The organism is Desulfovibrio sp. JY, from assembly GCA_021730285.1.
In the GTDB taxonomy this organism is placed as follows: Bacteria; Desulfobacterota; Desulfovibrionia; order Desulfovibrionales; family Desulfovibrionaceae; genus Solidesulfovibrio.
Genome location: CP082962.1, coordinates 1,990,231 through 2,015,595, shown reverse-complemented (window position 1 = coordinate 2,015,595; position 25,365 = coordinate 1,990,231). Strand labels below are relative to the sequence as shown.

22 protein-coding genes are annotated in these 25,365 nt (G+C 65.4%); 14 read left to right on the top strand and 8 right to left on the bottom strand.

Annotation, left to right across the window (positions count from 1 at the left end):
- Positions 1–32: 32 nt before the first annotated feature.
- A complete protein-coding gene (motA, locus tag K9F62_08995) occupies positions 33–887 on the top strand; it encodes a flagellar motor stator protein MotA (protein UJX42791.1) in 855 nt (284 codons plus the stop codon).
- Positions 874–1,668 (top strand): flagellar motor protein MotB, encoded by a 795-nt coding sequence (locus tag K9F62_08990; protein ID UJX42790.1) that lies wholly within the window; start codon positions 874–876, stop codon positions 1,666–1,668. The genes motA and K9F62_08990 overlap by 14 nt, the downstream gene beginning before the upstream one ends.
- A 211-nt stretch (positions 1,669–1,879) precedes the next feature.
- On the opposite strand, the gene K9F62_08985 is transcribed toward K9F62_08990, so the two are convergent.
- The 3 genes from K9F62_08985 to K9F62_08975 form a co-directional block, all read right to left on the bottom strand.
- The gene (locus K9F62_08985) at positions 1,880–2,200 is read right to left on the bottom strand and encodes a hypothetical protein (GenBank protein UJX42789.1); all 321 of its coding nucleotides are present in this window, start codon (positions 2,198–2,200) and stop codon (positions 1,880–1,882) included.
- A gap of 142 nt (positions 2,201–2,342) precedes the next feature.
- Entirely contained in the window at positions 2,343–2,819 is a 477-nt protein-coding gene (locus K9F62_08980; GenBank protein ID UJX42788.1) for a hypothetical protein, read from the bottom strand.
- A gap of 165 nt (positions 2,820–2,984) precedes the next feature.
- Complete coding sequence (locus K9F62_08975) at positions 2,985–3,926, bottom strand: LysR family transcriptional regulator (protein ID UJX42787.1); 942 nt, start codon at positions 3,924–3,926, stop codon at positions 2,985–2,987.
- A gap of 121 nt (positions 3,927–4,047) precedes the next feature.
- Here K9F62_08975 and K9F62_08970 point away from each other — a divergent pair, with 121 nt between their 5' ends.
- From K9F62_08970 to K9F62_08955, 4 genes are read left to right on the top strand one after another with little or no spacing between them, the layout of a single operon-like run.
- Positions 4,048–4,794 carry a sulfite exporter TauE/SafE family protein gene (locus K9F62_08970; protein UJX42786.1) on the top strand — a complete coding sequence of 249 codons (747 nt, stop codon included), beginning with the start codon at positions 4,048–4,050 and terminating at the stop codon, positions 4,792–4,794.
- Positions 4,795–4,845: 51 nt separating this feature from the next.
- Positions 4,846–5,391 (top strand): carboxymuconolactone decarboxylase family protein, encoded by a 546-nt coding sequence (locus K9F62_08965; protein ID UJX42785.1) that lies wholly within the window; start codon positions 4,846–4,848, stop codon positions 5,389–5,391.
- Between the two features lie 45 nt (positions 5,392–5,436).
- Entirely contained in the window at positions 5,437–6,804 is a 1,368-nt protein-coding gene (locus K9F62_08960) for an aldehyde dehydrogenase family protein (GenBank protein UJX43176.1), read from the top strand.
- The gene (locus K9F62_08955) at positions 6,804–7,043 is read left to right on the top strand and encodes a hypothetical protein (GenBank protein UJX42784.1); all 240 of its coding nucleotides are present in this window, start codon (positions 6,804–6,806) and stop codon (positions 7,041–7,043) included. The genes K9F62_08960 and K9F62_08955 overlap by 1 nt, the downstream gene beginning before the upstream one ends.
- 593 nt (positions 7,044–7,636) lie before the next feature.
- Here the strand turns inward: K9F62_08955 and K9F62_08950 are convergent.
- Positions 7,637–7,957: a hypothetical protein gene (locus K9F62_08950; GenBank protein ID UJX42783.1), complete on the bottom strand. Its 321-nt coding sequence runs from the start codon at positions 7,955–7,957 to the stop codon at positions 7,637–7,639.
- Between the two features lie 146 nt (positions 7,958–8,103).
- Positions 8,104–9,120 (bottom strand): tetratricopeptide repeat protein, encoded by a 1,017-nt coding sequence (locus K9F62_08945; protein ID UJX42782.1) that lies wholly within the window; start codon positions 9,118–9,120, stop codon positions 8,104–8,106.
- Between the two features lie 110 nt (positions 9,121–9,230).
- Here K9F62_08945 and K9F62_08940 point away from each other — a divergent pair, with 110 nt between their 5' ends.
- From K9F62_08940 to K9F62_08915, 6 genes are all read left to right on the top strand, one after another.
- Positions 9,231–9,725, top strand: coding sequence for an EF-hand domain-containing protein (locus tag K9F62_08940; protein ID UJX42781.1), 495 nt, complete (start codon positions 9,231–9,233; stop codon positions 9,723–9,725).
- A gap of 20 nt (positions 9,726–9,745) precedes the next feature.
- Positions 9,746–10,945 carry a bifunctional glutamate N-acetyltransferase/amino-acid acetyltransferase ArgJ gene (gene argJ / locus K9F62_08935; protein UJX42780.1) on the top strand — a complete coding sequence of 400 codons (1,200 nt, stop codon included), beginning with the start codon at positions 9,746–9,748 and terminating at the stop codon, positions 10,943–10,945.
- A 390-nt stretch (positions 10,946–11,335) separates the two neighbouring features.
- Positions 11,336–11,968 carry an HD domain-containing protein gene (locus K9F62_08930; GenBank protein ID UJX42779.1) on the top strand — a complete coding sequence of 211 codons (633 nt, stop codon included), beginning with the start codon at positions 11,336–11,338 and terminating at the stop codon, positions 11,966–11,968.
- A 4-nt stretch (positions 11,969–11,972) separates the two neighbouring features.
- Positions 11,973–12,449, top strand: coding sequence for a metallophosphatase family protein (locus K9F62_08925; GenBank protein ID UJX42778.1), 477 nt, complete (start codon positions 11,973–11,975; stop codon positions 12,447–12,449).
- Between the two features lie 218 nt (positions 12,450–12,667).
- Positions 12,668–14,791 (top strand): HAMP domain-containing protein, encoded by a 2,124-nt coding sequence (locus tag K9F62_08920; GenBank protein UJX42777.1) that lies wholly within the window; start codon positions 12,668–12,670, stop codon positions 14,789–14,791.
- Between the two features lie 205 nt (positions 14,792–14,996).
- Positions 14,997–16,835, top strand: coding sequence for a cation:proton antiporter (locus K9F62_08915; protein UJX42776.1), 1,839 nt, complete (start codon positions 14,997–14,999; stop codon positions 16,833–16,835).
- Positions 16,836–16,997: 162 nt separating this feature from the next.
- On the opposite strand, the gene K9F62_08910 is transcribed toward K9F62_08915, so the two are convergent.
- The 3 genes from K9F62_08910 to K9F62_08900 all read right to left on the bottom strand — a co-directional run bounded on the left by K9F62_08910 (position 16,998) and on the right by K9F62_08900 (position 23,765).
- Positions 16,998–19,124, bottom strand: a complete 2,127-nt coding sequence (locus tag K9F62_08910; protein UJX42775.1) for a cache domain-containing protein — start codon at positions 19,122–19,124, stop codon at positions 16,998–17,000.
- Between the two features lie 576 nt (positions 19,125–19,700).
- Entirely contained in the window at positions 19,701–21,662 is a 1,962-nt protein-coding gene (locus K9F62_08905) for a SurA N-terminal domain-containing protein (protein UJX42774.1), read from the bottom strand.
- A 180-nt stretch (positions 21,663–21,842) separates the two neighbouring features.
- Entirely contained in the window at positions 21,843–23,765 is a 1,923-nt protein-coding gene (locus tag K9F62_08900; protein ID UJX42773.1) for an aconitate hydratase, read from the bottom strand.
- A 160-nt stretch (positions 23,766–23,925) separates the two neighbouring features.
- On the opposite strand from K9F62_08900, the gene K9F62_08895 reads away from it, so the two are divergent.
- Positions 23,926–24,561: a nitroreductase family protein gene (locus K9F62_08895; GenBank protein UJX42772.1), complete on the top strand. Its 636-nt coding sequence runs from the start codon at positions 23,926–23,928 to the stop codon at positions 24,559–24,561.
- 17 nt (positions 24,562–24,578) lie between these two features.
- Positions 24,579–25,229: a YceI family protein gene (locus tag K9F62_08890; GenBank protein UJX42771.1), complete on the top strand. Its 651-nt coding sequence runs from the start codon at positions 24,579–24,581 to the stop codon at positions 25,227–25,229.
- The last annotated feature ends 136 nt before the right edge of the window (positions 25,230–25,365 follow it).

Genomic DNA, 25,365 nt, shown 5'->3' with positions numbered 1-25,365 from the left:
GGCGGCCCGTACGCGCGTCCACATGGTGGGTCATGTTCGTTATCATCGGCATCGTTGTCGTCCTTGGCTGCGTCATCGGCGGCTTCCTTCTGGAAGGCGGCCATATGGGCGTGCTCATGCAGCCCATCGAACTGCTCATCATCGGCGGCGCGGCCCTCGGCTCCTTTCTCATCTCCGCGCCCAAGTCCGTGGTCGTCGGCACCTTCAAGCACATCCTGCACGTGTTCTCGGGCAAGGAAGCCTCGGCCGCCGACTACCAGGACCTGCTCACCCTGCTTTTCGAGCTCATGAACATCGCCCGCCGCGACGGCATCGTGGCGCTCGAGCCCCACGTCTCCAAGCCCGAGCAGTCCTCCACCATCAACCGCTACCCCAACATCGCCAAAAACAAGCAGCTGGCCTACTTCATCTGCGACAACATCAAGGCCCTGCTCTCGGAAGGCATCGACGCCCATCGCTACGACGACCTCATGCGCACCGACATCGCCACCCTGCACCACCACGCCATGATCGCGCCCTCGGCCGTCACCCGGGTGGCCGACTCGCTGCCGGGACTCGGCATCGTGGCCGCGGTGCTCGGCATCGTTTTGACCATGGGCAAGATCAACGAGCCGCCCGAGGTCCTCGGCCACAGCATCGGCGCGGCCCTGGTCGGCACCTTCCTCGGCATCCTCATGTGCTACGGCTTCGTCGGCCCCATGGCCTCCAACCTGGAGTACCAGGCCAAGGCCCAGCAGCACATGCTGCTCGTGGCCAAGGACGTGCTGGCGGCGTTCAACTCGGGCTTTTCCCCGATGCTCTCCGTGGAGATGGGCCGCCGGGCCATTCCCGACGACGTGCGCCCGACCATGGAGGACATGGAGGGGGCGCTTCGTGGCAAAAAATAGCGACCAGGGCAAAACCGTCATCATCTACCGCGAATCCGAGGGCGAGCACGGCGGGCACCACGGCGGATCATGGAAGGTGGCCTACGCCGACTTCGTCACGGCGCTGATGGCCTTTTTCCTGCTCCTGTGGCTGGTGGTGTCGCTCAAGCCCAAGACCAAGCAGGAACTGTCCCTGGTTTTCCAGGACAAGAACGTGCCCTCCAAGGAAAAAGTCCAGAACCTGGAAAAGGTGCCGACCTTCATCAGCCCCGACGCCATCAAGGGGTCGCCTGAATTCAAACTGTCCCAGGAAAACAAGCTCAAGTACGAAATCGCCCTGCTCATCAAGGAACTCATCACCTCGGACCTCAACGTCCGGAAAAATTCCGGCGTGTCCAACGACTCCTCGGGCGTGATGATGCAGGTCAACAACGGCGTCATGTTCAAGCCCGGCTCGGCCGAGCTGACCCCGACAGCCCGAAAGGTCCTCGACGGCGTGGCCAAGATCCTGCGCGACTACAAGATCAACCTGACCGTGCGCGGTTTCGCCGACGACGACGAAAAAGGCGGCCCCTACCCGTCCAAATGGGAGCTCTCCGCCGCCCGGGCCGCCGCCGCCACACGCTACCTGGCCGAAACGACCGGCATCCCCACGACGCGCCTTCGGGCCGTGGGACTGGCCGACAGCCAGCCGCTGGTGCCCCCCACCTCGCCGGCCAACAAGGCCCGCAACCGGCGCATCGAATTTTTCTACACCAGCCCCGACATGCGCCCGGCCGAACGCTCCCAGGACGGACCATAGGGGTAAGAAGAGCTGGAAAGAAAAGGATGCGGGGGAGGGGGGTGGTCCAAATTCCTCAATGGAAGCGCCCCGGAAAGACAGCCATTGTAAGGTCTTTCCGGGGCGCTTGACGTTTCAAAAAGGAAGAAACTTTAGGAAGGGGAGAGCGCGAGAGGGGAGAACCCTTTCTTGAAAGGGTTTCCCCTCTCGCACCCTCTTCCCTCCGCTCTTCCTAAGGTCCGATGTAGACCGGCGGCAGGTAGACGCGGATGCCCGGAGCCGGACGCGGCGCGGGCCGGCAGGCGCCGGCGCGCCAGAAGGTCCCGGGCGGGCAGGCCGGATAGACCGGAGCCGGATAGACCGGGACCGGGTAGACCGGGGCCGGATAATACGCCGGCGGCGGCGGCGGGTAATAGGGCAGGGGCATGCAGCCGCGCGGACCGTCCCAAAAGTAGCCCGGCGGACAGGGCGGACGAGCCTCGGCATTTTGCGCCACGGCCACGGCCGCCAGCATGAAGCCGGCGAGCAGGCACAGACACAAAGCTTTTTTCATAACCTCTCCTCGGTTCGTGGCGCGCCCGGTCGCGGGGGCGGGAATCCCCGGCCCCAAGCTTCCCGGATGACGACGCCGCACGAAACGCATTTCGACGTCTGCTTCTTGGCACAACACCCGGGGATTGGCAAGAAGTCGCCCGTCACGGGGTCCCGCCGACCAGGCTGATGCGCCGGATGACCTCCCCGACCTGCTTCTGGAGTTCCTCGAACCGCTGCCGGTTTTTCGCGCCGCCGGAGCGCACGTACACGGCCAGGGCTTCGATGGCCTGGCGCTGGACCTCGTAAAAGCCGATCAAAAGCGACAGGTCCTTTTGCTCCTGGGGATTGAGCCGCCCCATGAGCCGTTCCTTGAAGGCGGCCAGGACCAGATCCGCGTACCGGGCTTCCCCGGCCAGCCGCCGCACCGTTTCCTCACGGGGCAAAAGCCGCTTTTCGTAGCGGACGGCGAGGCCTTGCAGACTGTCGTGGCCGAGCGCCAGCCCCTGCCCGGCCAGCATGCCGATGGTCTGCAAAAAGACGTCCCGGGACGGGTCGCGGTCGGTCTGCCCCCAACCCGGGGCGGCCAGCACAAGGAGCAAGGCCGCGACAAGCGGCGCGAGAAAGCGAAGTCGTGGCATCGGTGCCTCCTGACGTTTTCGAACCGTTCGACAGCGGATTCCCGACCGATTGAAGGGCATTGCGGGGAAAACCCTGTCCCGCAAACCGTCCTCCCCTCGGGGAAACCGTACGTCGAAGATGGGAAAACGAAGTCTAGCCGGTTGCCGTCGCAAGGAAAAGCCGTATCAACGGCGCGCGTCAACGGACTCCGACTGTCCCGAAGGCTCTCCTCCTTCTTCAAGCGTTTCCCGCACCGCCCGGGCGAAATACGCCGTGACCTCGCTCCTTGGCCGGTCCGCCTGCCACAGCAGCACGACCGGCACCTCGAGCGTCCCTTCGGCCCAGGGCAACGCGGCCAAAAGCCCGGCGGCGCACTCCCGGTGCACGGCCAGACGCGGCGCCAGGGCCACCCCCTGGCCGGCGGCGACGCAGCGCTTGACGATTTCCAGGCTGGTGCATTCGGTCAGCGACGCAGGCTCCTTGCCGACCCGGGCCAAAGCGCTTTCGATGCGCCGTCGCACGCTCCAGATATGGCGCGTGACGAGCAGTTCCCGGACGGCCAGTTCCTCCGGGCCCACCACCGCGAGCCGGGCCAGATCGGACCGGGGCGGCACGATCACGACCAGCGGCTCCCGGTGGATTTCCTCCATGGCCACGCCCTCGGCGGCGAACGGCTCGCCCAGGATGATGCCGAGGTCCACGCCCCCCTGGCGCAGATCGCTGGCCAGCCCTTGCCGGGATTGGGTGGCCAGGATGAGCCGGGTATGGGGGAAGCGTTGCCGGAAACGCGGCAGGATGGCCGGCACGAGTTCCAGCCCGAGGCTCTCGGAAATCCGCACCGACAGTTCGGGGCTGGCCGTCTCGTCGCCACCGATGCCGCGCCGGATCTCGGCTTCCAGCTCGAGCCAGCGCCGGGCATGCCCCACGAGCCGCTGGCCGTGCTCGGTCAGCACCATGCGCCCGGCTGCCCGCTGGAAAAGCGGCACGCCCAGGGTCTCTTCCAGGGCCTGTATCTGCATGGTGACCGTGGACGGAGCAAGGGCGATGTCCGAAGCCGCCTGCCGAAAGGACGGGGCCGAGGCGGCGGCCAGAAAGGTGCGTAACTGCCAGGGATCCAGGAGATTCATATTTTCCGAACACCTGTTCGAGTGAAATCGTTTGCCCCAACCTTTACCCAGGATTAAGGGTTGTTGCAATATCCTGAAAATTTGAACGATATCCCGACTGTACGCCGGGAACGCCACCCGCATGGAACCGTCAATTATCATCCTACTCGCCCTTGCCGCCCTGTGCGGCGGCTTCACCCAGGGACTGGCCGGGTTCGGCTCGACCCTCGTCGCCCTGCCCATGCTGGCCCTGGTCATGGACCTGCGCGTGGCGACGCCGGTCTGCTGCCTGCTGGCCGTCACCCTCAACATCATCCTGACCGGCAAGCTGCGCGGCCATATCGTCTGGCCGGCCCTGGCCCTTCTGCTCGGAGCCTCGCTGCCCGGCATGGCCATCGGGGCCCAAGCGCTGCGCTCCGTCTCCGACGTCTTCCTCAAGGGAGCGTTGGGCCTGGCGGTACTGGCCTTCGTGGCCCACGCCCTGCGCCGGCGCGACACCGGTCCCCGGGCCGGCACGGGGCTCGGTTTGCTGGCAGGGTTCACGGCCGGCTGCATGGGCGCGGCCATCGGGGTCAACGGCCCCCCGGTCGTGGCCTGGATCTCGCGCCAGGGCTATGACCGTAACGGCGTGCGGGCCACGCTCACCGCCTATTTCCTGCTGGCCGGCATCGGCGTGGTCAGCGCCCAGTATCTGGCCGGGTTGCTCAATCGGGAAGTCTGGACCCGGACCGCCGTGGCCGCCCCGGCGCTCGTGATCGGGCTGGCGGCGGGCATGGCCTGTTGCGGCCGCATCGGCGAGCGCGCCTTCTCCCGGGTGATGCTCGGCGTGCTCGGGCTTTCCGGCGTGAGCCTCCTCGCCCAGGCGTTCTGGAGCGCTTTTGCGCGTTGACCTTGGCTTGCCCGGCCAAAACGGGTAGGGTCCCGCCACCAAGGAGGACTCATGGCCACGCTTCCCATGCCCGACCGTGACGCGATGCCGTCCGACGCCCAGGCGGTCTACGACCGCATGGTGGCTTCCCGCGGCCGCATCGACGGCATGTACCGCACGCTGCTCAACCACCCGGCCCTGGCCGCCCACGTGTCCGACCTGGGCACGTATTTCCGGTTCGGCCCGAGCGTGTTGCCGGCGCAGGTGCGCGAGCTGGTCATCCTCTGGACGGGCCGCAAATGCGGCGCGGCCTACGAATGGGTCAAGCACGCCCCGGTGGCGCGCCAGGCGGGCATCCCCGAAGCGGTCCTCGAGGCCGTGCGCCAGGGCAGGCGGCCGACGGAGCTTTCGGCCGTGCAGATGGCGGCCCTGGATGCCGCCGATGCGGCGCTTACCCTGTCGAGCATCCCCCAGGCGACCCAGGATGTCCTCGAAGCGGCCCTGACCCGCCAGGGACTGATTGAAATCGTGGTGCTCTGCGGCTTTTACCGCCTCATCGCCGGCGTGCTCTCCACCTTCGACGTCCCCCTGCCACAGGGAGCGACGCAGCCCTTTTAACCCGGGTTCGCGCGCCCTGTGCGCATCCCGCCTTGCCGCAGCACCATGTTCGTCAGCATCAATCCGGCCACGGGCCAGCCTTTCGCCAGCCATCCGTCCCACGACGCCCCGGCCGCCCGGGACGTTCTCAACGCCTGCGCCAAAGCCTTTCCGGCCTGGCGCGACACGCCCCTGGCCACACGCCTTAAGGCGCTCGACCGCCTGGCCGGACTGTTCGAGGCCCGCCTCGCCCCCCTGTCGCGGCTGGCCGTGCGCGAGATGGGCAAGATTTTACCCGAAGCCGAGGCCGAGGTGCTGCGCTGCGCCCGGGCCTGCCGCTTCTACGCCAGACAGGCCCCGCGCTACCTGGCCGGGGAGACGTTTCCCTCGGAAACGGGCCGGCGCATGGTGGTCCTCGAACCCCTGGGCGTCATCCTGGCCGTCATGCCCTGGAATTTTCCCTACTGGCAGATCATGCGCGCGGCCGCGCCCATCCTGGCCGCCGGCAACGTCCTGGTCGTCAAGCCCGCGCCGAACGTCATGAGCGTGGCCGAAGCCCTGCGGGAACTTTTTGCGGAAGCGGGATTTCCGGACGGAACCTTCCGGCTGCTGCGGGTGGAGGAAGGGCTCGTGGCCGAGGCCATAGCCCATCCGGCCGTGCGAGGCGTGACGCTCACCGGCTCGGCCCGGGCCGGGGCGGCCGTCGGGGCGGCGGCCGGGGCGGCCATCAAGAAGGCGGTCATGGAGCTTGGCGGGTCCGATCCCTTCATCGTCCTGGCCGACGCCGTGCTGGAGGACTGCTGCACCGCCGCCGAGACGGCCCGGATGCGCGCCTGCGGCCAGGCCTGCATCGCGGCCAAACGCTTCATTGTCGAAGCCCCGCTCCACACGGCCTTTATCGATCGGCTGGCCAAACGCCTCGCCGCCCACGTCCCCGGCGATCCCCTGGACCCGGGCACCACTGTCGGGCCGCTGGCCCGGGAGGATCTGCTAAATAACCTCGACCGGCAGGTGCGCGAATCCGTCGCGGCCGGGGCGCGGCTGCTCCTTGGCGGCAAACGCCTCCCCAGGCCGGGCTATTTCTACGCGCCCACGCTTTTGGCCGATGTGCGCCCGGGGATGCCGGCTTTCGACGAGGAACTTTTCGGACCGGTCGCGGCCGTGGTGGAAGCGGCCGATGCCGAGGACGCCGTGCGGCTGGCCAACGCCTCGCCCTACGGCCTCGGGGCCAGCGTCTGGACCGCCGACACCGAGCGCGGGTTGGCCATCGCCCGGCGCATCGAGGCCGGCATGGTGTCGGTCAATGCCGTGCCCCGCTCCGACTTCCGGCTGCCCTTCGGCGGCGTCAAACGTTCGGGCTACGGCCGGGAGCTGTCCCGGTTCGGGCTCACGGAATTTTGCAACATAAAGACCCTTGTCGTGGAGGATGCCTGATGCTGGAGCCCGACGCCGAAACCACGCGCCAGGTGGCGCAGCTCGAAGCGGAACTCGCCGCCCTGACCGAACAGCGCGACGCCATGGCCAAACGCGTCCGTGAACTTATGGACGCCGAGGACGTCAGGGCCGGCGTGTGTTACGCCCAGGAAATATTCGCGGCCAAGCAGGAAAAGCTCGCCCTGGATACGTCCGTGGACATCGCCCGCCGCCGCCGCAATCGTTTGCTGATGGCCTAGACGAGGAAGAAAGAGAAGATGCGAGAGGGGGACCTTTTTTGAAAAAAAGGTCCCCCTCTCGCACTCTCCCCTCCAAAAAACTTTCAAGGTGGGGCGGGGAGAAGGAAGCGCCACCGGGACAAAGATTTGTACCCGCCCCGCTCCGCCGCGACAGCGCCCGGGCCTTTGCGCCACACCAGCCCTGTCGTCCGCCGTCGCCTCTTTCTCAGTAACTATATGGAAAAGCAGTATTTTTAAAATATGTTCGTCGCCGGGTACAAAATCCTGGTCCCCGAACGCCTGACTCGGGCAAGGGGGTACAAGCATTTTTACCGTTACGGCCCGCCGCAAGCGCGAAAATCGGCTATCGGCGGCAAGTCTTTTCACATAACATACCGTTATACAAGGATTCTGCACAAAGAGGTAGGTGTTGGCACGCCGGTTGCTATAAGGGAAATATCCTTCCTCCGAACAAGGATTTTTCAGAGAGCGGCTCCGGGATGGCGACCCGGAGCCGCTCTCTTTCGTTGGGGCCTTTTCCCGGCCGGAGTGCACCCCCCAAAAAAAACGCCGCCCCGAACGGGACGGCGCAAGCGTTCCATTGGCAGACGCGATCACTGAACCGGATTTTTGGTGCGGCAGGCGCGTTCCACGCCCCAGGCCTTGTCGTCGGTATCCGCCGGCACGAGGTTGGCGAGCATGCAGTCCAGGGCGGCCTGCGAATATTTTTCGCAGCCTGGCTCCTTGGGGTTTTGAAAGCGGCATTTGCAGGCCCGGCGCATGAGCATGCCACCGTCTTGCGAAGCGGCGCGCTTGGCGTTGATCATGAAGCAGTCGGCGTAATTTTTCGGGCCGAAGCCCTGGGCCGAAGCAGCGGCGGCCAACAGGAAAACCAGAGCCGGCACCCCAAGGATGCTGGGCAGCAGTCGTCTCATGTTTCCTCCTTTCTCTGTTTTGCAAGAGGGGGAAACCCCTTACCAAGGGCCCTCCGCACTTTTCTCTTCCGCAATTGCCTGCCGATACGGATGTCGCGCAAACAACGCCTCTTTACCATGAAAAGTTTCCCCAGTCCGTTTTTCCGCTACTGCGGCTCCCAGGGCGCGCTGAGGTCCTTGTGCGTCGGCTTCGGGGCCGGAGCGACGTTTTTCACGCGCCCGGTCTGGCGCGATTCCTCTTTTGGGGCGGCCGGGGAAACGTTCTGGGGCCGGGCGGCCTTGCCCCCATCCTTGGCGGCCGGCGGCAGCACCGCGCCAAGGGCCGGCAGTCCCAGCCCCTTGGCCGCCGCCCCGTTGGTCGGGTCTATGGAAAGCGCCCGTTCGTAGGCCCGCTTGGCCTCCGACTTCTTGCCGGCAAGGCTGGCGGCCAGCCCCTCGTCCTCGGCCAAGCGTGACAGGAAAAACCGGGCGCGGGGCCGGTGCGGGTCCACGGCCAGGGCCTGCTCCCAGGCGCTTTTGGCCAACGTGGGCTTGCCGAGCCGCCGATAGACCAGCCCCACGAGTTCCAGCGTGGCGGCGTTTCGCGGCTCCAGCTCCAGGGCGGCTTCCAGGTCCAGCCGCGCGTTGGCCGGCGCGTCGAGCATCCAGTAGGCCAGCCCGGCCAGATGCAGGGCCAACGGGTCCTTGGCGGGAGCCTTTCGGAGCACTTCGAACTGGCCCACGCCGTCAGCCACGCGCCCGGCGGACAAAGCGGCCAGCCCCAGCCCGACCGTGGCCCGGGGATTGCCCGGATCGGCGGCGAGCATGGCGGAAAACCGACTGGCCGCCGCAACCGGTTTCCCTTCGAGAAGATCCAGGCAACCCAGGGTCCACAGGGCGAACAGGTCGTCGGCCCGGGCGGCCACGGCCGCTTCGAGCGTCTGGCGGGCCTTGTCCGGCTGGCCGGTCGCGGCCTGGGCCAGGGCCAGCCGGGTGCGGGCGTAGGGATTTTCCGGATCCCCGGCCAGCACCTCGGCAAAGGCCTGGGCGGCCTGGGGAAAGCGGCCCCTGGTCAGGGATTCCGTACCGTAGAAAATCAGGTCGTCGCGACTCATGGCCGCGCCCGCCGGGATTTGCGACGCAAACAGGCAGGCGGACACGAGGACGGGAATGGCAAAACGCATGGCCGGGGCTTGGCAAAGCCACGCGGGCCTGTCAAGGCCGGGTATGGCCGGCCGGGAAGCTTTGGTGTAGGAATCGTCCCTGGATGATTGCCCGGACAAGGAGGCCAGCCATGCATCCCGTTTCGGCCCTCGCGGCGGCCATGATCGCCCTGTCCCTCGTTGGAGCGGGTTGCGCCACCCGAAACGAAGCCCCGCCCCAGCCCATGAAGACCTCCTATCCCTCCCCGGACTATCCGCCCCAAAACGACCAGATAACGCCAACGCCCGCGCCGCGTCCGCCGGCCGGGCCCATAGGCCGTCCGCTGGCCGACCAGCCCAGGTCAAAAGTCGCCGCGCCCGCAACCAGGCCCGCGCCGGCCGGAACCAGCCCCGCGCCCTGTCCCCGCGCGCCCGATCCATCCCGGCTTTTTTCGGCCATGGACAAGGACAAAAACGGCCGGGTGACCCTGGAAGAATGGCGCAATTTCCACGAAAACGAATTTCGCCGCCTGGATAAAAACGACGACGGCGTGCTCACCCGTGACGAAATGGCCGCGCCGCCGTCACCGTCGTCCGGCGGTGCGCGCCCGTACGCGAAACCGTCCCCTGGCCCCTATCCCCAATGATCCGTGTAGAAGGAGCTGCCATGTCCTCGCCCGTAGTGCCCCTGCCGAAGGGGTTCAGCTTTTCCGCCGCCGCCGCCGGCTTCAAACGTCCGGACCGGGACGATCTGGCCCTTATCGTCAGCGACGTTCCGGCCGCCGCCGCCGGCGTGTTCACCAAAAACCTGTTCCAGGCCGCGCCGGTGCTCGTGGCCAAGGATCAAATCGCCACCTCGGGCGGCCATGCCCGGGCCGTGCTCATCAATTCCGGCCAGGCCAACGCCTGCACCGGCCAGGTCGGCATCGACGACTGCCGGGGCACGCTGGCCATGGTTGCCGGCGCCACCGACCTCTCGCCCGAGGACATCCTGCCGGCCTCCACCGGCGTCATCGGCGCGCGGCTCAAGATGGACAAGTGGAAGGCCGCCGTGCCGCAACTGGCGGCCAACCTCGGCGAGACCTCGCCCGTGGCCGCGGCCAAGGCCATCATGACCACGGACACCTTTCCCAAGATCGCCTGGGGCAACCTGACCACCGAGAACGGCGAGGTCCGGGTCCTCGGCATGGCCAAGGGTTCCGGCATGATCGCCCCCAACATGGGCACCATGATCGGCGTGCTCTTGTGCGACGCCAAGGTCGGGTCGCTGTGGTGGCAGGAAGCCGTGGCCGCCGCCGCCGACCGCAGCTTCAACAGCATCACCGTGGACGGCGACACCTCCACCAACGACTGCGTGCTGGCGCTCGCCAACGGCGCGTCCGAGGTCGTCATCGACTCGGCCGAGGGCAGGCAGGCGCTGCTCGCCGTCATGGTCGAGGTCTGCCAGGCCCTGGCCTACATGCTTATCCAGGACGCCGAAGGCGGCACCAAAATCCTGCGGGTCAAGGTCCACGGCGCGGCCTCCCACGCCGAGGCGGAACTGGCCGCCCGGGCCGTCGGCAACTCGCCCCTGGTCAAGACCGCCTTTTTCGGCCAGGACGCCAACTGGGGCCGCATCGTCTGCGCCCTCGGCCGCTCCGGAGCCAGCTTCGCCGCCGAAGACGTGTCCGTGAGCATCGGCGGGGTGCCGGTTTTCACCAAGGGCATGCCCGCGAACGACGACCTGGACGCGCTGCTCGCGCCGCACATGAAACGCGGCGAAATCAGCCTCGATATCGAACTCGGCAACGGCCCCGGCCGCTACCTGCTGCTGGCCTCGGACCTGACCTACGACTATATCAAGATCAACGCCGACTACCGGACGTAGACGGCGGCCAGGGCGCGGCCCTGGACCCGGCAGAGGCTCCGCCTCTGCACTCCGCCGGGGGGCCGAGGGCCCCCCGGTCCCCCCATCCGGTTGGCTTTGGCCGGACGGGAGGACTGGCTGGCGGGCGGCCAAGCGGAGGGAGAAGGTGTTGGCGGCATTTGCCGGGACGGTGCATGCCGCTTCGCGGCAAGCTCGTCCCGGCAAATGCCGCCAACACCACGCCGTCGCCCCTCCGGGGCGAAAGGGTAAGGAATGTTTTAAAGGGAATACCGCCCACTCCAACCCTTTAGAAGTTTTTGGGGAGGGTGGGGGTCCGGGGGAGGGGACCCCTTTTTTCAAAAAGGGGTCCCCTCCCCCGGTTCCTCCTCACACCTCTCCGGAGAATCCTTCATGGACGATGATTGCAGCCGGGTGGACACGAGCGGTCGGGATCGTCTGACGCGGCTGGCCGATTTCGTTTTCGAAGCCGGCATGTTGCGCAAGACTCCGCGCACCGGCTACCAGTTTTTGGGAACCGGGGCCGAGAACGTGGCCGAGCACAGTTTTCGCACGGCGCTGATTGCCTTCATGCTGGCCGAGGGTGCCGGGGCCGATCCTTTTCGCGCCATGGGCATGGCCGTCTTTCACGACCTGCACGAGGCCAGGACGGCGGATTTCAACTACGTCAACAAGCTCTACAACACCACGGACGCCCGTCGCGCCCTAACCGACGCCCTGGCCGGCACGGGGCTGGCCGACGCCGTCATGCCGCTTCACGACGAGCTGGAAGCGGCCGAAACCCTGGAAGCGCGCCTCGCCCAGGACGCGGACCAGATCGACCTCATCGCCAACCTCAAGGAAGAGCTCGATCTGGGCAACCGATATGCCGCGGACTGGATCGAGGCGGCCATGGGCAGGCTTCGCACCGAGGAAGGACGGACGCTGGCCAAGGCCATCGCCGCCACCGATCATGCGGAATGGTGGTTTCGCGCCCCGGACCGGGAGTGGTGGAACCGCAAGAACGCCACCCCGCCCAAGGAGTAACCCCATGCGCGTGGCCGTCATTTCCGACTCGCACCTCGCCTCGCCCACGCCCTGGTTCGAGGACGTCTACGCCCGCCATCTGGCCGGGGTCGACCGGATTTTCCACTGCGGCGACCACACCGGTTATGCCGTCTGGACCTATCTGCTCCAGCATCCGGGCTTCGAGGCCGTAGCCGGCAATACCGACGGCTACGACCTGGCGAGCGAACTCCCGGCGATATTGGAGTTGGACCTGTGCGGCCTGCGCACGGCCGTGACCCACGGCTGGGGCATGCGGCAAGGGCTTGCCGCCCGCATCGCCAAGGCCATAGGCGACCGCTTTGACCTGATTTTTTTCGGCCATTCCCATGCCGCCGAGGACATCCGCATCGGCGACACGCGCCTCATCAATCCCGGATCGCTTTCCCCGGGCGGCAGTCTGGCCCTGGTGGACCTGACACCGGGGCGCGGCGTGACCGCTGTCCGCTGCATCACGCTCTGAGGCCCGCTTCGCCGTCATCCTGCCCCTGCATCATTGCCTCGGCGACAGGCTTTCCGGACACGTTTTTTGTCATTTACGTGAAATATATGACCGCCATATCACATTGCTGACGGTGCATTAAAGACGCCTTGCTTTTTTTGTCATATCATAAGATGGGAAACCGGCTGCGGGCAATATTCACGAGAGAAAACGATATCGCAACAACGAAAAGGGGCTCTATGAAATCCATCAAATTTAAAATCATGCTCGGATTGGTGCTTGTCATCTCCATTCCCGTAGCCTTGGTTTTTGCGATCCTTTACCGCGATATCTATCAGAAAACCATCGACGGGCAGACCGATGCCATCCGTCGGGAAATCCGCCAGCTCGACAACGCCATGACCATTTTCATGGATCAGGCCAAATACAATGTGACCCTGCTCGGCACCTCCCCCCTGATGGAGAAGGTGGACGGCAACCTGACCTCCTACGTCGGCACCAAGGAAAAAACCATGAAAGTGGTTCCCCGCGGCGACGACGCCACGGGCCAGGCCATCACGACGCTGTTCAAACGCATGCAGGACTCGCATCCCGCCTATGTGGAGGTGTATTTCGGCTCGGAGCTGGGTGGATTCGTCTCCAGCGTCGAGGGAACGCTGCCGGCGGGCTACGACCCGCGCAAACGGCCCTGGTACCGGGACGCCCTGGCCACCCCGGACACGCCGGTCATCTCCAAGGCCTACATGTCCACCACCGGCGAGGCCGTGGTCGGCGTGGCCCGGGTCGTCTCCCAGGCCGGCAAGCGCATCGGCGCGGTGGGCGTGGACATCTCGCTCAAGGTGCTCACGGACATCGTCAAGGCCATCAAGATCGGCCAGACCGGCTACGTGGTCTTTGTCCAGGGCGACGGGGTGGTGATTTCCAATCCCCGCAACCCCGAGCAGAACTTCAAGAAGATCAGCGAACTGGCCATCCCCGGCCTGCAAAAGGCCTTCTCGCTCGAACGCGGCGACACGGTGGTCACCATGGGGGGCACGCGCTATCTCGCCCTGTGCCACACCGCACCGAAACTCGGCTGGAAATTCGTGACCTTTGTCGCCTACGACGAGGTGGTCGGCCCCATCCGCAACCTCATGTTGTGGTCGGGGGTGGCCATCGCCGTCATCCTGATCCTCATCTGCCTGGCTATATCCTTTTTCCTGGGCAAGGAGATCTTCACCCCCCTGACGCGCATCATCGGCCAGTTGCGGGCCATCGGCGAAGGCCGCTACGATGCCCGCCTGACCGTTCACCGCAAGGATGAGATCGGCCAGGTGTACGACGCCCTCAACCAGACCACGGGCACCCTTGAAGCCAGCCTCGGCGAGCTCGAGGCCAAGCGGGCGGAAGCCGAGCACACGGCCGGGGAAGCCGAGGAAGCGCGCAAACAGGCTGAGGAGGCCAGACGTCTGGCCGAGGAGGCAAAGGCTGAAGGCATGCTGCACGCGGCGGCGCAGCTCAAGGACGTCGCCGGCATCGTGTCCACCGCCTCCGCGGAGCTGTCGGCCCAGATCGAGGAAGCCAGCCGGGGCACCGAGCACCAGTCCGGCCGCATCAACGAGGCGGCCACGGCCATGGAGGAAATGTCGGCCTCGGTCATCGAGATCGCCAAGAACGCCGGCACCACGGCCGCCCTGGCCGAAAAGACCAAGAGCGCCGCCGCCGAGGGCAAAACGCAGATGGCGCAGGTCAAAACCGACGTGGATGACATCCACCAGGGCTTCCGGCAAGTCTACGACTCGGTCTCCGACCTGAGCCACAAGGCCGACAGCATCGGCTCCATCGCCCAGACCATCGAGGACATCGCCGACCAGACAAACCTCCTGGCCCTGAACGCGGCCATCGAGGCCGCCCGGGCCGGCGAGGCGGGACGCGGTTTCGCCGTTGTGGCCGACGAGGTCAGAAAACTGGCCGAAAAGACCATGACCGCCACCAAGGAGGTCGGCCAGGCCGTGGGCGGCATCCAGACGGGCGTGGGCGGCACCCTGGCCGGCATGGACCGCACCAAGCGGGTCATCGAGCAGTCCCTGGGCCAGACCGAGCAGGCCGCCTCGGGGCTGGGGACGATCCTCGGCCTCGTGGTCGAATCCTCCGACCAGGTGCGGGGCATCGCCACGGCGGCCGAGCAGCAGTCCACCGCCACCGAGGACATCAACCGCAATATCGAGGAGATAAACGTGATCTCCTCCGAAACGGCCGACGCCATGCGCGAGGCGGCCAGGGCCATCTCGGACCTCGCCGAACAGGCGGTGGTGCTCCAGGAGCTCATCCGTTCCCTGGAAGCCCAAAGCGACCGGAAGAACCAGACCGCCCTGCCGGGCTAGGGACAGCTTCGAAAAAAGTCGGGGGGAGATCCTTCTTACGGCAAGGTTTTCCCCCCGGCCCCCTTTCCAAAAACGCGCAACAGCGGCAGCCTAGCGTTGCACAAGGGTTGTTGCGGTACCAACGGGCGAGGGAACCTCCCGCACGGGGCGCCCCGCTTTCACGTTCTTTTGACGACAAAATCGCCGCCGGGCCGGCGAGGATGCAATGCACACCACCCACACGATGCTCGCGGTCTCCGGCATCCTGCTTATGGGCATGGCCTGCCAATGGCTGGCCTGGCGGGTCAAGCTGCCCGCCATCATCTTTCTTCTGGCCTGCGGCATGCTGGTCGGTCCCATAGGCCACTGGCTGCATCCCGACGAACTCTTTGGCGAACTGCTCTTCCCCTTCGTCTCCCTGGCCGTGGCCGTCATCCTGTTCGAAGGCAGCATCACGCTGCGATTCAACCGGATCCCGGGCGTCGGCGGCGTCATCCGCAACCTCGTCACCATAGGCGTCGCCGTCACCTGGGGCGTGACCACCGTCGCCACCCATTGGCTGCTCGATTATCCCTGGGACCTCTCCGCCCTGTTCGGGGCCATCATGGTGGTCACCGGCCCCACGGTCATCGCGCCCATGCTGCGCGCCGTGCGCCCCAAGGAGAGCGTGGCGGCCATCCTGCATTGGGAAGGCATCCTGGTCGATCCCATCGGGGCCGTGCTGGCCTTGCTCGTCTACAAGTTCATCGAAGTGCACGGCGTGGAAAACGGCTTCATCGCCACCGCCATCGTCATGCTGAAGGTGGTGGCCATCGGGCTTGGCATCGGCATCGCGGCCGGCTGGCTTTTCGGCACCGTGCTGCGCAAATACTGGATTCCGAAGTACCTGCACAATGTGGTCACCCTGGCCCTGGTGTGCGGCGTTTTCACCGCCTCCAACGCGCTCCAGGCGGAATCCGGGCTTCTGACCGTCACGGTCATGGGCATCTTCCTGGCCAACATGCGCCTGGTGGAACTCGAGGACATCCTGGAATTCAAGGAAAGCCTCACGCTGCTGCTCGTGTCCACGCTTTTCATCGTGCTGGCGGCCCGCATGAACTTAAATGGCTTCCTGGCCCTGGGCTGGCAGGCCCTGGGCGTCTTTCTGGCCGTCCAGTTCATCGCCCGACCCATCAGCGTGCAACTCTCCATCCTGGGCTCGAAGCTCAGCATGGGCGAACGCCACCTGCTCGCCTGGATCGCCCCGCGCGGCATCGTCGCCGCCGCCATCTCCGCCCTGTTCGCCCTCAAGCTCGAACAAAACGTCGGCAACGATCTGGCCTCCAGCCTGGTGCCGCTGTCGTTTTGCATCATCCTCGGCACCATCCTGCTGCAAAGCTTCACCGCCGGCCCCATCGCCAGATGGCTCGGGGTGGCCGAGCCCGAACCCAAGGGATTTCTCATCGTCGGGGCCACGCCCTTCGGCCTGGCCCTGGCCGGAGAGCTGCAAAAAAACGGCGTCTTCGTCCAGATCGCCGACCAGGACTGGTCGGCCGTGCGCGCGGCGGTGATGCGCGGCCTGCAAGCCTACTGGGGCAGCCCGGTTTCCGAGGACGCGGACATTAATTTGAACCTCACCGGCATCGGCTACCTGCTGGCCATCACGCCCCAAAGCGAGCGCAATGCCCTGGTCGCCCACTACTACCGCACGGATTTCGAGCCGGACAAGATCTTCACCATCCGCAACGTCCAAACCAACAACGTGAAATCCCTCGAAAAGACCCGCTTCAAATACGCCGGGCACTACCTCTTCCCGGATACCGTCTCCCTGGAGAACCTGGAAGAGCTCCTGCGCCAGGGCGCGAAGATCACCACCACGCCGCTGACCGCAGAGTTCTCCTACGAACAGTTCCGGACCCAGGCGGACATGAAACGACTGCCCTTCTTCGCCATCGACCCAAGCGGCTACACCCACGCCCTGGGCGTCAAACCGGAACCCACCCCCAAAGCCGGCTGGAAAATCATGGCCGTCACGACCGAAGGGAAGGGAAAAGAAAAAGGAGATGCGAGAGGGGAAACCCTTTGAAAAGGGTTCTCCCCTCTCGCGCTCTCCCCTTCCCAAACTTTCTATCGATAGGGACGTCGTCCGGATAACACTCTGTTACTATTAAGAGTCTTTGGAAGAGGGGCCGGGGGGAGAACCTTTCTGCAAGAAAGGTTTCCCCCCGGCTCATCTCTTCAAAAACTCTTAGATACGAACTTTGACGATAGCCAGCAGGTCGTTGACGTAGGCACCGTCGCGTTTGTACTCGCGGTAGCCGGCGGAGTGCGAGCAGCCCACGGCGTAGAGCCTGTCGCCCTCGGACAGCAGGTGCGAGGTGAACTGGCCGCAGGAGAGCTGGCAAAAGACGCCGGCCAAGTCGATGTCGTCCCCGGGCGCGATGTCCGGGTTGGTGGAGGCGACGACCTTGCCGCTCGTTTCCACGAACATCCCTTCCGAGCCTTCGAGAATGTTGCCCAGGCCATCGCGCGGCAGGGCGTCGTGCAGCATGGAAAGGAACTGGGGCTTGGAATCGAAGACGATGCCGATGCCGCCGAGCACCGTCCCCTCGCGGACCAGCGAGGTGATGGGGGCGTTGTAGATGTAGGTATGGCGCGCCACGCCGCCCTCCTCGTACAGGTCCGAAGCCGCGAAGTCCGAGACGTGGTAGAGTTGGGAATCGCTGCAAGCCAGGGTCTTGGCAACGTACTGCTCATGGAGCACCCGGCCTTCCTGGCGGTGTTCGTCGGGGTTGGAGCAGGCCAGGATTTTCCCGTTGCGGTCGTAGACGAAGAGGTTGGTGTACACCGTGTAGAGGCTGTTGATGTAGGCCAGGATCTCGCGCATGCGGTCCTGGTCGGCCTCGGACAGGGAAGGCTTTTCCAGCATGCGCCGGAAGTCCGAGGTCAGCGCCCACCAGCGGCAGTCATTGGCCCGCTCGTAGAGGTTGCGGTCCATGATGTCGATGGCCAGGGCGGCCAGAAACTGCACGTCGTGCAGGCGCGAGGAGGTCACGAGCTTAAGCAGCCCGCCGGTGGAGGTCTGGAAGACGTGCTGCACCTGGTCGCCGATTTTTTTGACCTCGTTTAGGACGTGGGGCAGGGCCTGGGCCTCGACCCGCTCCGAGGCGTCGGCCTGGATGGACTTCTTGGCGGCCATGATCTGGCCGTTTTGCACCACCAGTTGCAGGTCCGACAGCACGTTCTCGGAGGCCTCCTCGACCTTGAGGAGACGCCCGGAAAAGATGGCGTTGCGCCGGATGGCGGCCTCGTCCAGGCTGTGACCGTTGGTGCCGTTTTGAAAGGCCGTGGCCACGCGCTTGAGCGCCTGTCCGTTCCAGGGCAGGCCGAAAAAGCCCTGGTAGCCCTTGGTGCCCAGGGTCTTGGACAGGTAGGCCTCGCCGCCGAGCTGGGTCATGGTGAAGTCGTCACGAAGCGAAAACGGATAGGTCCGGCCGACCGGGGCCTTGACGGGATCGCTCGAGGCAATGGCCTTGCCCCGCCCGTCGAGGATCAGGATGACGGTGTCCGAGGCGAAATTCTTGAGGTTCCCGAAGATGCCCTCCATCTCCCCGGCGAAATCGAAGACCAGGCACAGCACGCCGAGCGGCGCGCCGGTGGCGGGGTCCTTGATGGCCTGGGAATAGAGCAGCGCCTCCCCGCGACCGGGGAGCAGGTCGGTTTGGCGGTAGGTCTCGACATAGGACGGCGCGGCCAGGGTCTCGGCGATCAGCGGATCGTCGCTGCTCGTTACGGCATTGTCGCGGTCGAGATGCGCCCGCACGCGGCCGGCCGTGTCGAGGATGATGATCTCGTTGTAGACCGTATACTTGTCGCGGTACTGGCGCAGGCGCTCCTCGATGCGGTCCACGGCCTGTCGGTCCGCAACGCCGGGCGCGTCGTCGCCGTAAGGAACCAGGGCCGCCTCGTCCCCCACGCAAGCCAGGGCCCCGGCGGCATCGCCACCCCCCAAAAGGAACTGCACGATGTCGTCGTCGGTGGCCAGAAACCCGACGTCCGCCGTGCGTTCGAACAGGTTGCGCTTGAGGATGTCGATGGCCACCTGGGCCACGGCCGCGATCTCGAGGATCACCTTCTGGGTGTTTTCCAGAACCAGGGTGTCGACGAGGTTTTTTTGCAGCGCGGTGAAATTGTCCTGGGTGCTGATGATGAAGTCGATCAGCGTCTGGGCGATACGGCTGCAGTTGATCTTGCCGGTGAGCGTGGCCCGGGTCCACTGCCTGTCCAGGCGGCTCAGCACCCCCTGGCACTGTTCGACGCCGGTCATGGCCTGCAGCAAAGACTGTTCATGTTTTTTAACGAGTTCCTTGTCCATACGGCACCTCCAGAGGAAAATCCGCCCTTGTTGTCTCGACGCAGGCTTCGTGGCCGTGGCGCATGGTCAGGCTGACGCGCCGGGCCCGAAAAAACCGCGTTTAAAAAATCCGGCCGCCGGGCTTCGAACGACCAGCCCGCATGCGACATTCCTGTAAAGGAGTGCGCCTTGCTCCCCGACACGATGCGGTATCAGGCGCTGCGTTACGCAGCATCAACGATTCGATACCATTTACCAGCCGCACGACATTCTCCATTCCCGCCACCGTAACGGCCCGGCCCCTCGCCTCCCGACCCATCGGCCCGTTGTCGCCCGCCGCACGGCGTCGCGCGATCGTCACGGGAACGGACCGCCGATCCCATGGCTTCCGCCAGCCGGAACGCTGGCAAAGGGAATATGATAACAAACATTCTTGTCAATACCGCCGTATTGGCCTTTTCGTGACCGACCAGGCGCAACCCCTGGCCGGCCAAGCGCTAAAAAAAGCGGGCGCGGTCGAAACCGCGCCCGCATTACTGCGTTGTCCGCGTCAGGCCGCCGGTTTTTCGCCCGGCCGGCCGTCGCAATTGCGACAGGCTACTTTTTGGGCTTGGCCTGTTCCGCCGCGCCGGTCGCCGGCGCGCCCGGCTGGGGCCCCAGGATATCCTGGTTGACGATCTCGATCTTGGCCCCCTGCTGCACCGTAGCCAGGTAGGCCTTGAAGAGCTCGGACTGCTTGGACTGGGACAACGTCGCCAGCCAGCGATCCTTCTCCTTGTCCCACAAGGCGGCAGCGGCCGGGATCTTCTTGTCCAGGCTGGCCAGCACGAACCCGCCGGTCACGGCATAGGCGGCCTTGAACCAGCCCGGCCCCTTGGCCTCGAAGGCCGTCTGGACCAGCACCGGCGCCATGCCAAGGCCCGGGATGAAGCCCTGGCGGCTAAACGGCTGGGACGTGGCGATCTTGTCCTTGTACTCGGCCAGGACCTTCTGCTCCCCGGCCGGAGTCTCCAAGGCCTTGGCCGTTTCGTCGGCCTTGGCCCGGGCGCGCTTTTGCGCCTCGTCGGCGACAAGACGCTGCTTGATCGCCTCCTTGACGTTGTCCAGGGACTGGAAACCGGCCGGCTGGATGTCCGTCACCCGGGCCAGCAGGAAGCCGTCCTGGGTGGACAGCGGCGTATCGGAAGCGGCGCCCTTTTTCATGGAAAAAAGCACGCCAAGGGCCTGATCGGACAGGCCGAGGTCCACCGGGGGATTGTCCTTGCTGAAAAAGTCCGCGCTTTTGACCGGCAGTTTCTCGGCCGCGGCCGCCTTGCCCAGGTCCTCGCCCGAGGCGATCTTGTCCTGCATGTTGTCCAGGGACTTGGTCAGCTTGTCCGACGCCTTGCGCTCGGCCAGCTCCTCGCGGATGTCGTCCTTGACCTCGGACAGGGGACGCTCGCCGGCCGCCTGCCGTTCGCCGGCCTGGATGAGGTGCAGGCCAAGCGCCGTGCGCACGGGCTGGCTGATCTCGCCGTTTTTCAGCGAAAACGCCTTTTCCTCGAAGGGACCGAATTCCTTGGGCAGGCTGCCCTTGGGCAACCAGGCCCAATCCTCGCCGATAAGCCCCTCGGCATTGTTGGGATTTTTGGGCAACAGCGAAGCGAAATCAGCACCGGCCTTGAGCTTGGCCGCGATGTCCTTGAGCTTGGCCGTGGCCGCGTCGACCGCCGACTGGGGCGCGTCGGCCGGCAGCATGATGAGGAAATGGCGCACCTTGACCTGCTCGGGCCGGGCGTATTTTTTCTGATTGGCCTTGTAGTAGGCCTCGACGTCGGCATCGGACACCTGGTCGGGCTCGGCCAGGGCCTTGGGCGTGAATTCCACGTAGTCGATCTTGATCTTGGCCGGGGTGGCGAACTGGTCCTTGCGGGCCTCGTAGTAGGCCTTGATCTGTTCGTCGGTGGGGTTGATGCCCTTGTCGAAATCCTCGGCCTTGAACAGGATGTACTTGATGACGGCCTGCTCGCGCATGAAATCGAAAATGGAGCGGGCCTCGGCCTCGGATACCGACGCCGGCAGGCTGACGAAGGCGGCCAGCTTCTCGAGCAGCAGATTCTGGCGGAAGTCCGCCTCGAACTCGCCCGGGGTCACTTCGTTGGCCCGCAGGATGTTTTCGTAGCGCTTGGCGTCGAACTTCTTGGACTTGTCCTGGAAGGCCGGAATCTTGGCGATTTCCGCCCGCAGTTCCTCGGCCGAAACGGACACGCCGAGCTTTTTGGCCTGGGCTTCCAGCAGCCGGCTGGTCACCATGTTGCTGAAGACCTGCCAGCGGAAGCCTCCGTCCTGAAGCTCCTTGTCCGTGATGTTGGGATTCTTGTTTTTGACCAGGCGCAGGCCTTCCTTGTAGGCCTTCTCATAGTCCTTGATCAGCACGGGCTGGCCGTCGATGGTGGCGAGCACCGTGGCCTTGTCGCCCTGGAAGCTGCCCACGCCCCAAAAGACGAAGACCAGGATGATCAAGCCGAAAACGATCTTGATGCCCCAGGACTGGGCGTATTTCCGCATGGGATCGAGCATGTTTTCTCCTCGGCGATTCGCACGCCTAGACGGCGCTATGTGTGTTGCGTTCCCGAAATGCGTTCATAAGGTTTTTCGAGGGCGCAACATAATCCCTTTCGAAAGTTTTTGAAGGGGGGTCCGGGGGGAAACTTTTTACAAAAAGTTTCCCCCCGGCCGCCGGAGGCATCCCCCTTTCTCTTACGCGCGGGACTGCCGGACGCTGTTGAGCAGGCCGCCGGCCCGGATGGTTTCCAGTTCCTTGGCGGTCAGGTCGTTGGTGACGGCCACGGGGCCGACGCCCTCCACGGTGATGGACGAAACCGCGCCCGGGGCGATGGTCCCGGTGTCGATGCCGATATCCGCCCCGGCCGGAATCCGGTCGTAATCCAACGCGTTCACGAGCAAAAGCGGCAGGATGCCGAAGTTGACCAGGTTGGCCCGGTGGATGCGGGCCATGGACTTGGCGATGACCGCCGCCACGCCCAGGTAACGCGGCCCGAGCGCCGCATGTTCGCGGCTCGATCCCTGGCCGTAGTTCTCGCCGCCGAGGATGATGCCCTTGCCGAGCTTTTTGATGCGCGGCACGAACTCGGCGTCCACCCGGCTGAAGATGTACTCGCTGATGGCCGGGATGTTGGAGCGAAGCGCCGTGATCTGGGCCCCGGCCGGCAGGATGTGGTCGGTGGTGATGTCGTCGCCGACCTTGAGCGCCACCTTGGCCTCGATGCGGTCCGGCAGCGGCGTGAAAGGCGGCAGCGGCGCGATGTTGGGGCCGCGCCGGATCTCCACGCCCTCGCCGCTCTCCTTCGGGTAGAGGAACAGGTGGCGGATGTTGGGTGCATTGTCCGGCAGCGTGGCCTTGGCCGGAGCCTCGCCCCAGGTGGCCGGGTCGGAAAACTCGCCGCGAAGCGCGGTTACGGCCGCGGTCTGCGGGCTGACCAGATAGACCTTGGCGTCCTGGGTGCCGGAGCGCCCCTCGAAATTGCGGTTGAAGGTGCGGGCGCTGACGCCGCCGGAAACCGGCGAGCCGCCCATGCCGATGCACGGACCGCAGGCGCACTCCAGAATGCGCGCCCCGGCGTCGAGCAGCGGATCGATGCGGCCGGCCGCGGCCAGCATCTTGAGCACCTGCTTGGAGCCCGGCGCGATGAGCAGGTCGGTGGTGGGATCGATGCGCTTGCCCTCCAGGATGTCGGCCACGGCCATGAGGTCGGCATAGGAGGAGTTGGTGCAGGAACCGATGCAGGCCTGGTCGACCTTCATGCCGGCAAGCGAGGCGATGGTGGCGGCCCGGTCGGGCATGTGCGGCGCGGCGGCCATGGGTTCGAGTGCCGACAGGTCGATTTCCACCACTTCGTCGTAGGTCGCGTCGGGATCGGCGGCCAGGGGCGTAAAGTCCTCGGGGCGTCCCATGGCGGTCAAAAAAGCCTTGGTGGCGTCGTCGCTGGGGAAAATGGAGGTGGTGGCCCCGAGCTCGGCCCCCATGTTGGTGATGACCGCCCGCTCGGGCACGGACAAGGTGGCCACGCCCGGCCCGGCGTACTCAATGACCTTGCCGACGCCGCCCTTGACCGTCAGCATGCCAAGGAGCTTCAGGATCACGTCCTTGCCCGTGGCCCAGCCGGTAAGCTTGCCGGTCAGGTTGACCTTGACCACCTTGGGCATGGCGATGACGTAGGCCTCCCCGGCCATGGCCAGAGCCACCGACAGGCCGCCCGCGCCCATGGCCATGGCGCCGACGCCGCCGGCCGTGGGGGTGTGGGAATCGGAGCCGACCAGGGTCTTGCCCGGCTTGGCGAAATTCTCCAGATGCAGCTGGTGGCAGATGCCCGTGCCCGGAGGCGAGAAGATGATGCCGTACTTGGCGGCCACGGTGCGCAGATAGGCATGGTCGTCGGGGTTGCGGAAGCCCATCTGCAACGTATTGTGATCCACATAGCTGACGGAAAGCTCGGTGCGCACGCGCGGCAGCCCGATGGCCTCGAACTGGAGGTAGGCCATGGTGCCGGTGGCGTCCTGGGTGAGCGTCTGATCGATGCGCAGGGCGATTTCGGACCCGGGGGTCATTTCGCCGGAAACAAGGTGATCCTTGATGATCTTCTGGGTCAGATTGAGCGCCATGGAAGGTCCTTTTTGGTATGACGGAAAGGGGAAAATGTCCGGCCTGCATGCCTTTCCCGGCCGGTGAAGTCAAGGGCCGGGCGCTTCGCCACGGTTTACCGTATTGACAGCACCACAGGGCGGGGGCACTACTCTACAGTTGGAAACAAAGGAGTCCGCCATGGATTTTCAAGACGTCATGCGGTCCCGCCGGGCCGTCAACTTCTTCGACCCCGACCGGGACGTGCCCCAGGAAGACCTGGACAAGATCCTCGAAACCGCCACCCGCGCGCCCTCCAGCTTCAACCTCCAGCCCTGGAAGGTGGCCGTGCTGCGCGAGCCGGCCCAGAAAGCCAAACTGCGCGTCCTGGCCTGGGACCAGCCCAAGGTCACCGAAGCGCCCGTCATCCTCATGTTCCTGGCCGATACCGCAGCCTGGAAACTCTACTCCCCTTCCTTCGAACGCCAGTTCTCCTACCTGGTCGAAACCGACCACTTCAAACCCGAGGACCGCGACGCCTTTGCCGCCTCGGTCACCAGCCTCTACGGCGAAACCCCGGAAAAATCCCTGGCCTTCGCCGTCAAAAACACCGCCTTCTTCGCCATGACCGTCATGTACGCCGCCGCCGACCTCGGCTACGTCACCCACCCCATGGACGGCTTCGACCATGACGGCGTGCGCAAAGCCTTCTCCATCCCCGACACCTTCTGGATTCCCCTGCTTATGGCCGTTGGACACCTGAAGCCCGGCGTCGCCGTCGCCCCACCCAAATGGCGCTTCGACACCGACGACATCACCTACAAGCTCCCCGACTAACTCCCGGAGAAACCGCCATGAAAACCATTCCCGGACTGCTCGTGGCCCTGGCCGCCCTGCTCCTCGCCGCCGGCCCCGCCATGGCCCAAAGCGAATCGCCCAAACCCTACGCCCCCGTCATCGACGGCAAGACCCTGGACCCGCCCCATACCTCCGTCGCCTTCACCATCCGCCATATCGTGGCCCCCGTCGCCGGCCGCTTCGACCAGAAAGCCGGCACCATCGATATCCCGGCCCAGAACCCGGCCAAAGGCCACGTCGCCTTCACCGTCAAAACCGCCAGCGTCGATACCGGCGTCGCCGCCCGGGACAAACACTTAAGCACCCCGGAATTCCTGGACAGCGCCGCCTACCCGGAAATGCGTTTTGTAAGCGAACGCATCAGCCCGGCCGGCAAAGGCATCTATAAGGTTACCGGCAAGCTCACCATCAAGGACGTCACCAAACAAGTCGTCATCCCGCTCCACTACCTCGGCACCAAACCCAACCCCATGATGCCCTGCGTCGACGTCGCCGGCTACGAAGCCCAGGTCAGCCTCAACCGCCTGGACTACCACGTCGGCACCGGCAAATACTCCAAGATGGGAGCCGTCGGCGATACCGTGGACATCCACCTCGCCGGCGAGACCCTCGCCCCGCGCCCCGGCTGCGTGAAGCCGGCGCAGTAGTGCCTCCGGCGGCCAGGGGGACCTTTTTTGAAAAAAAGGTCCCCCTGGACCCCTCCAAAAAACTTTTCCCGGGTATGTGTCGTGCCTGGGGATGAGGGTGCTTGGGGGGCGGGAGACCGGAGGTTTGTCGCCGCAA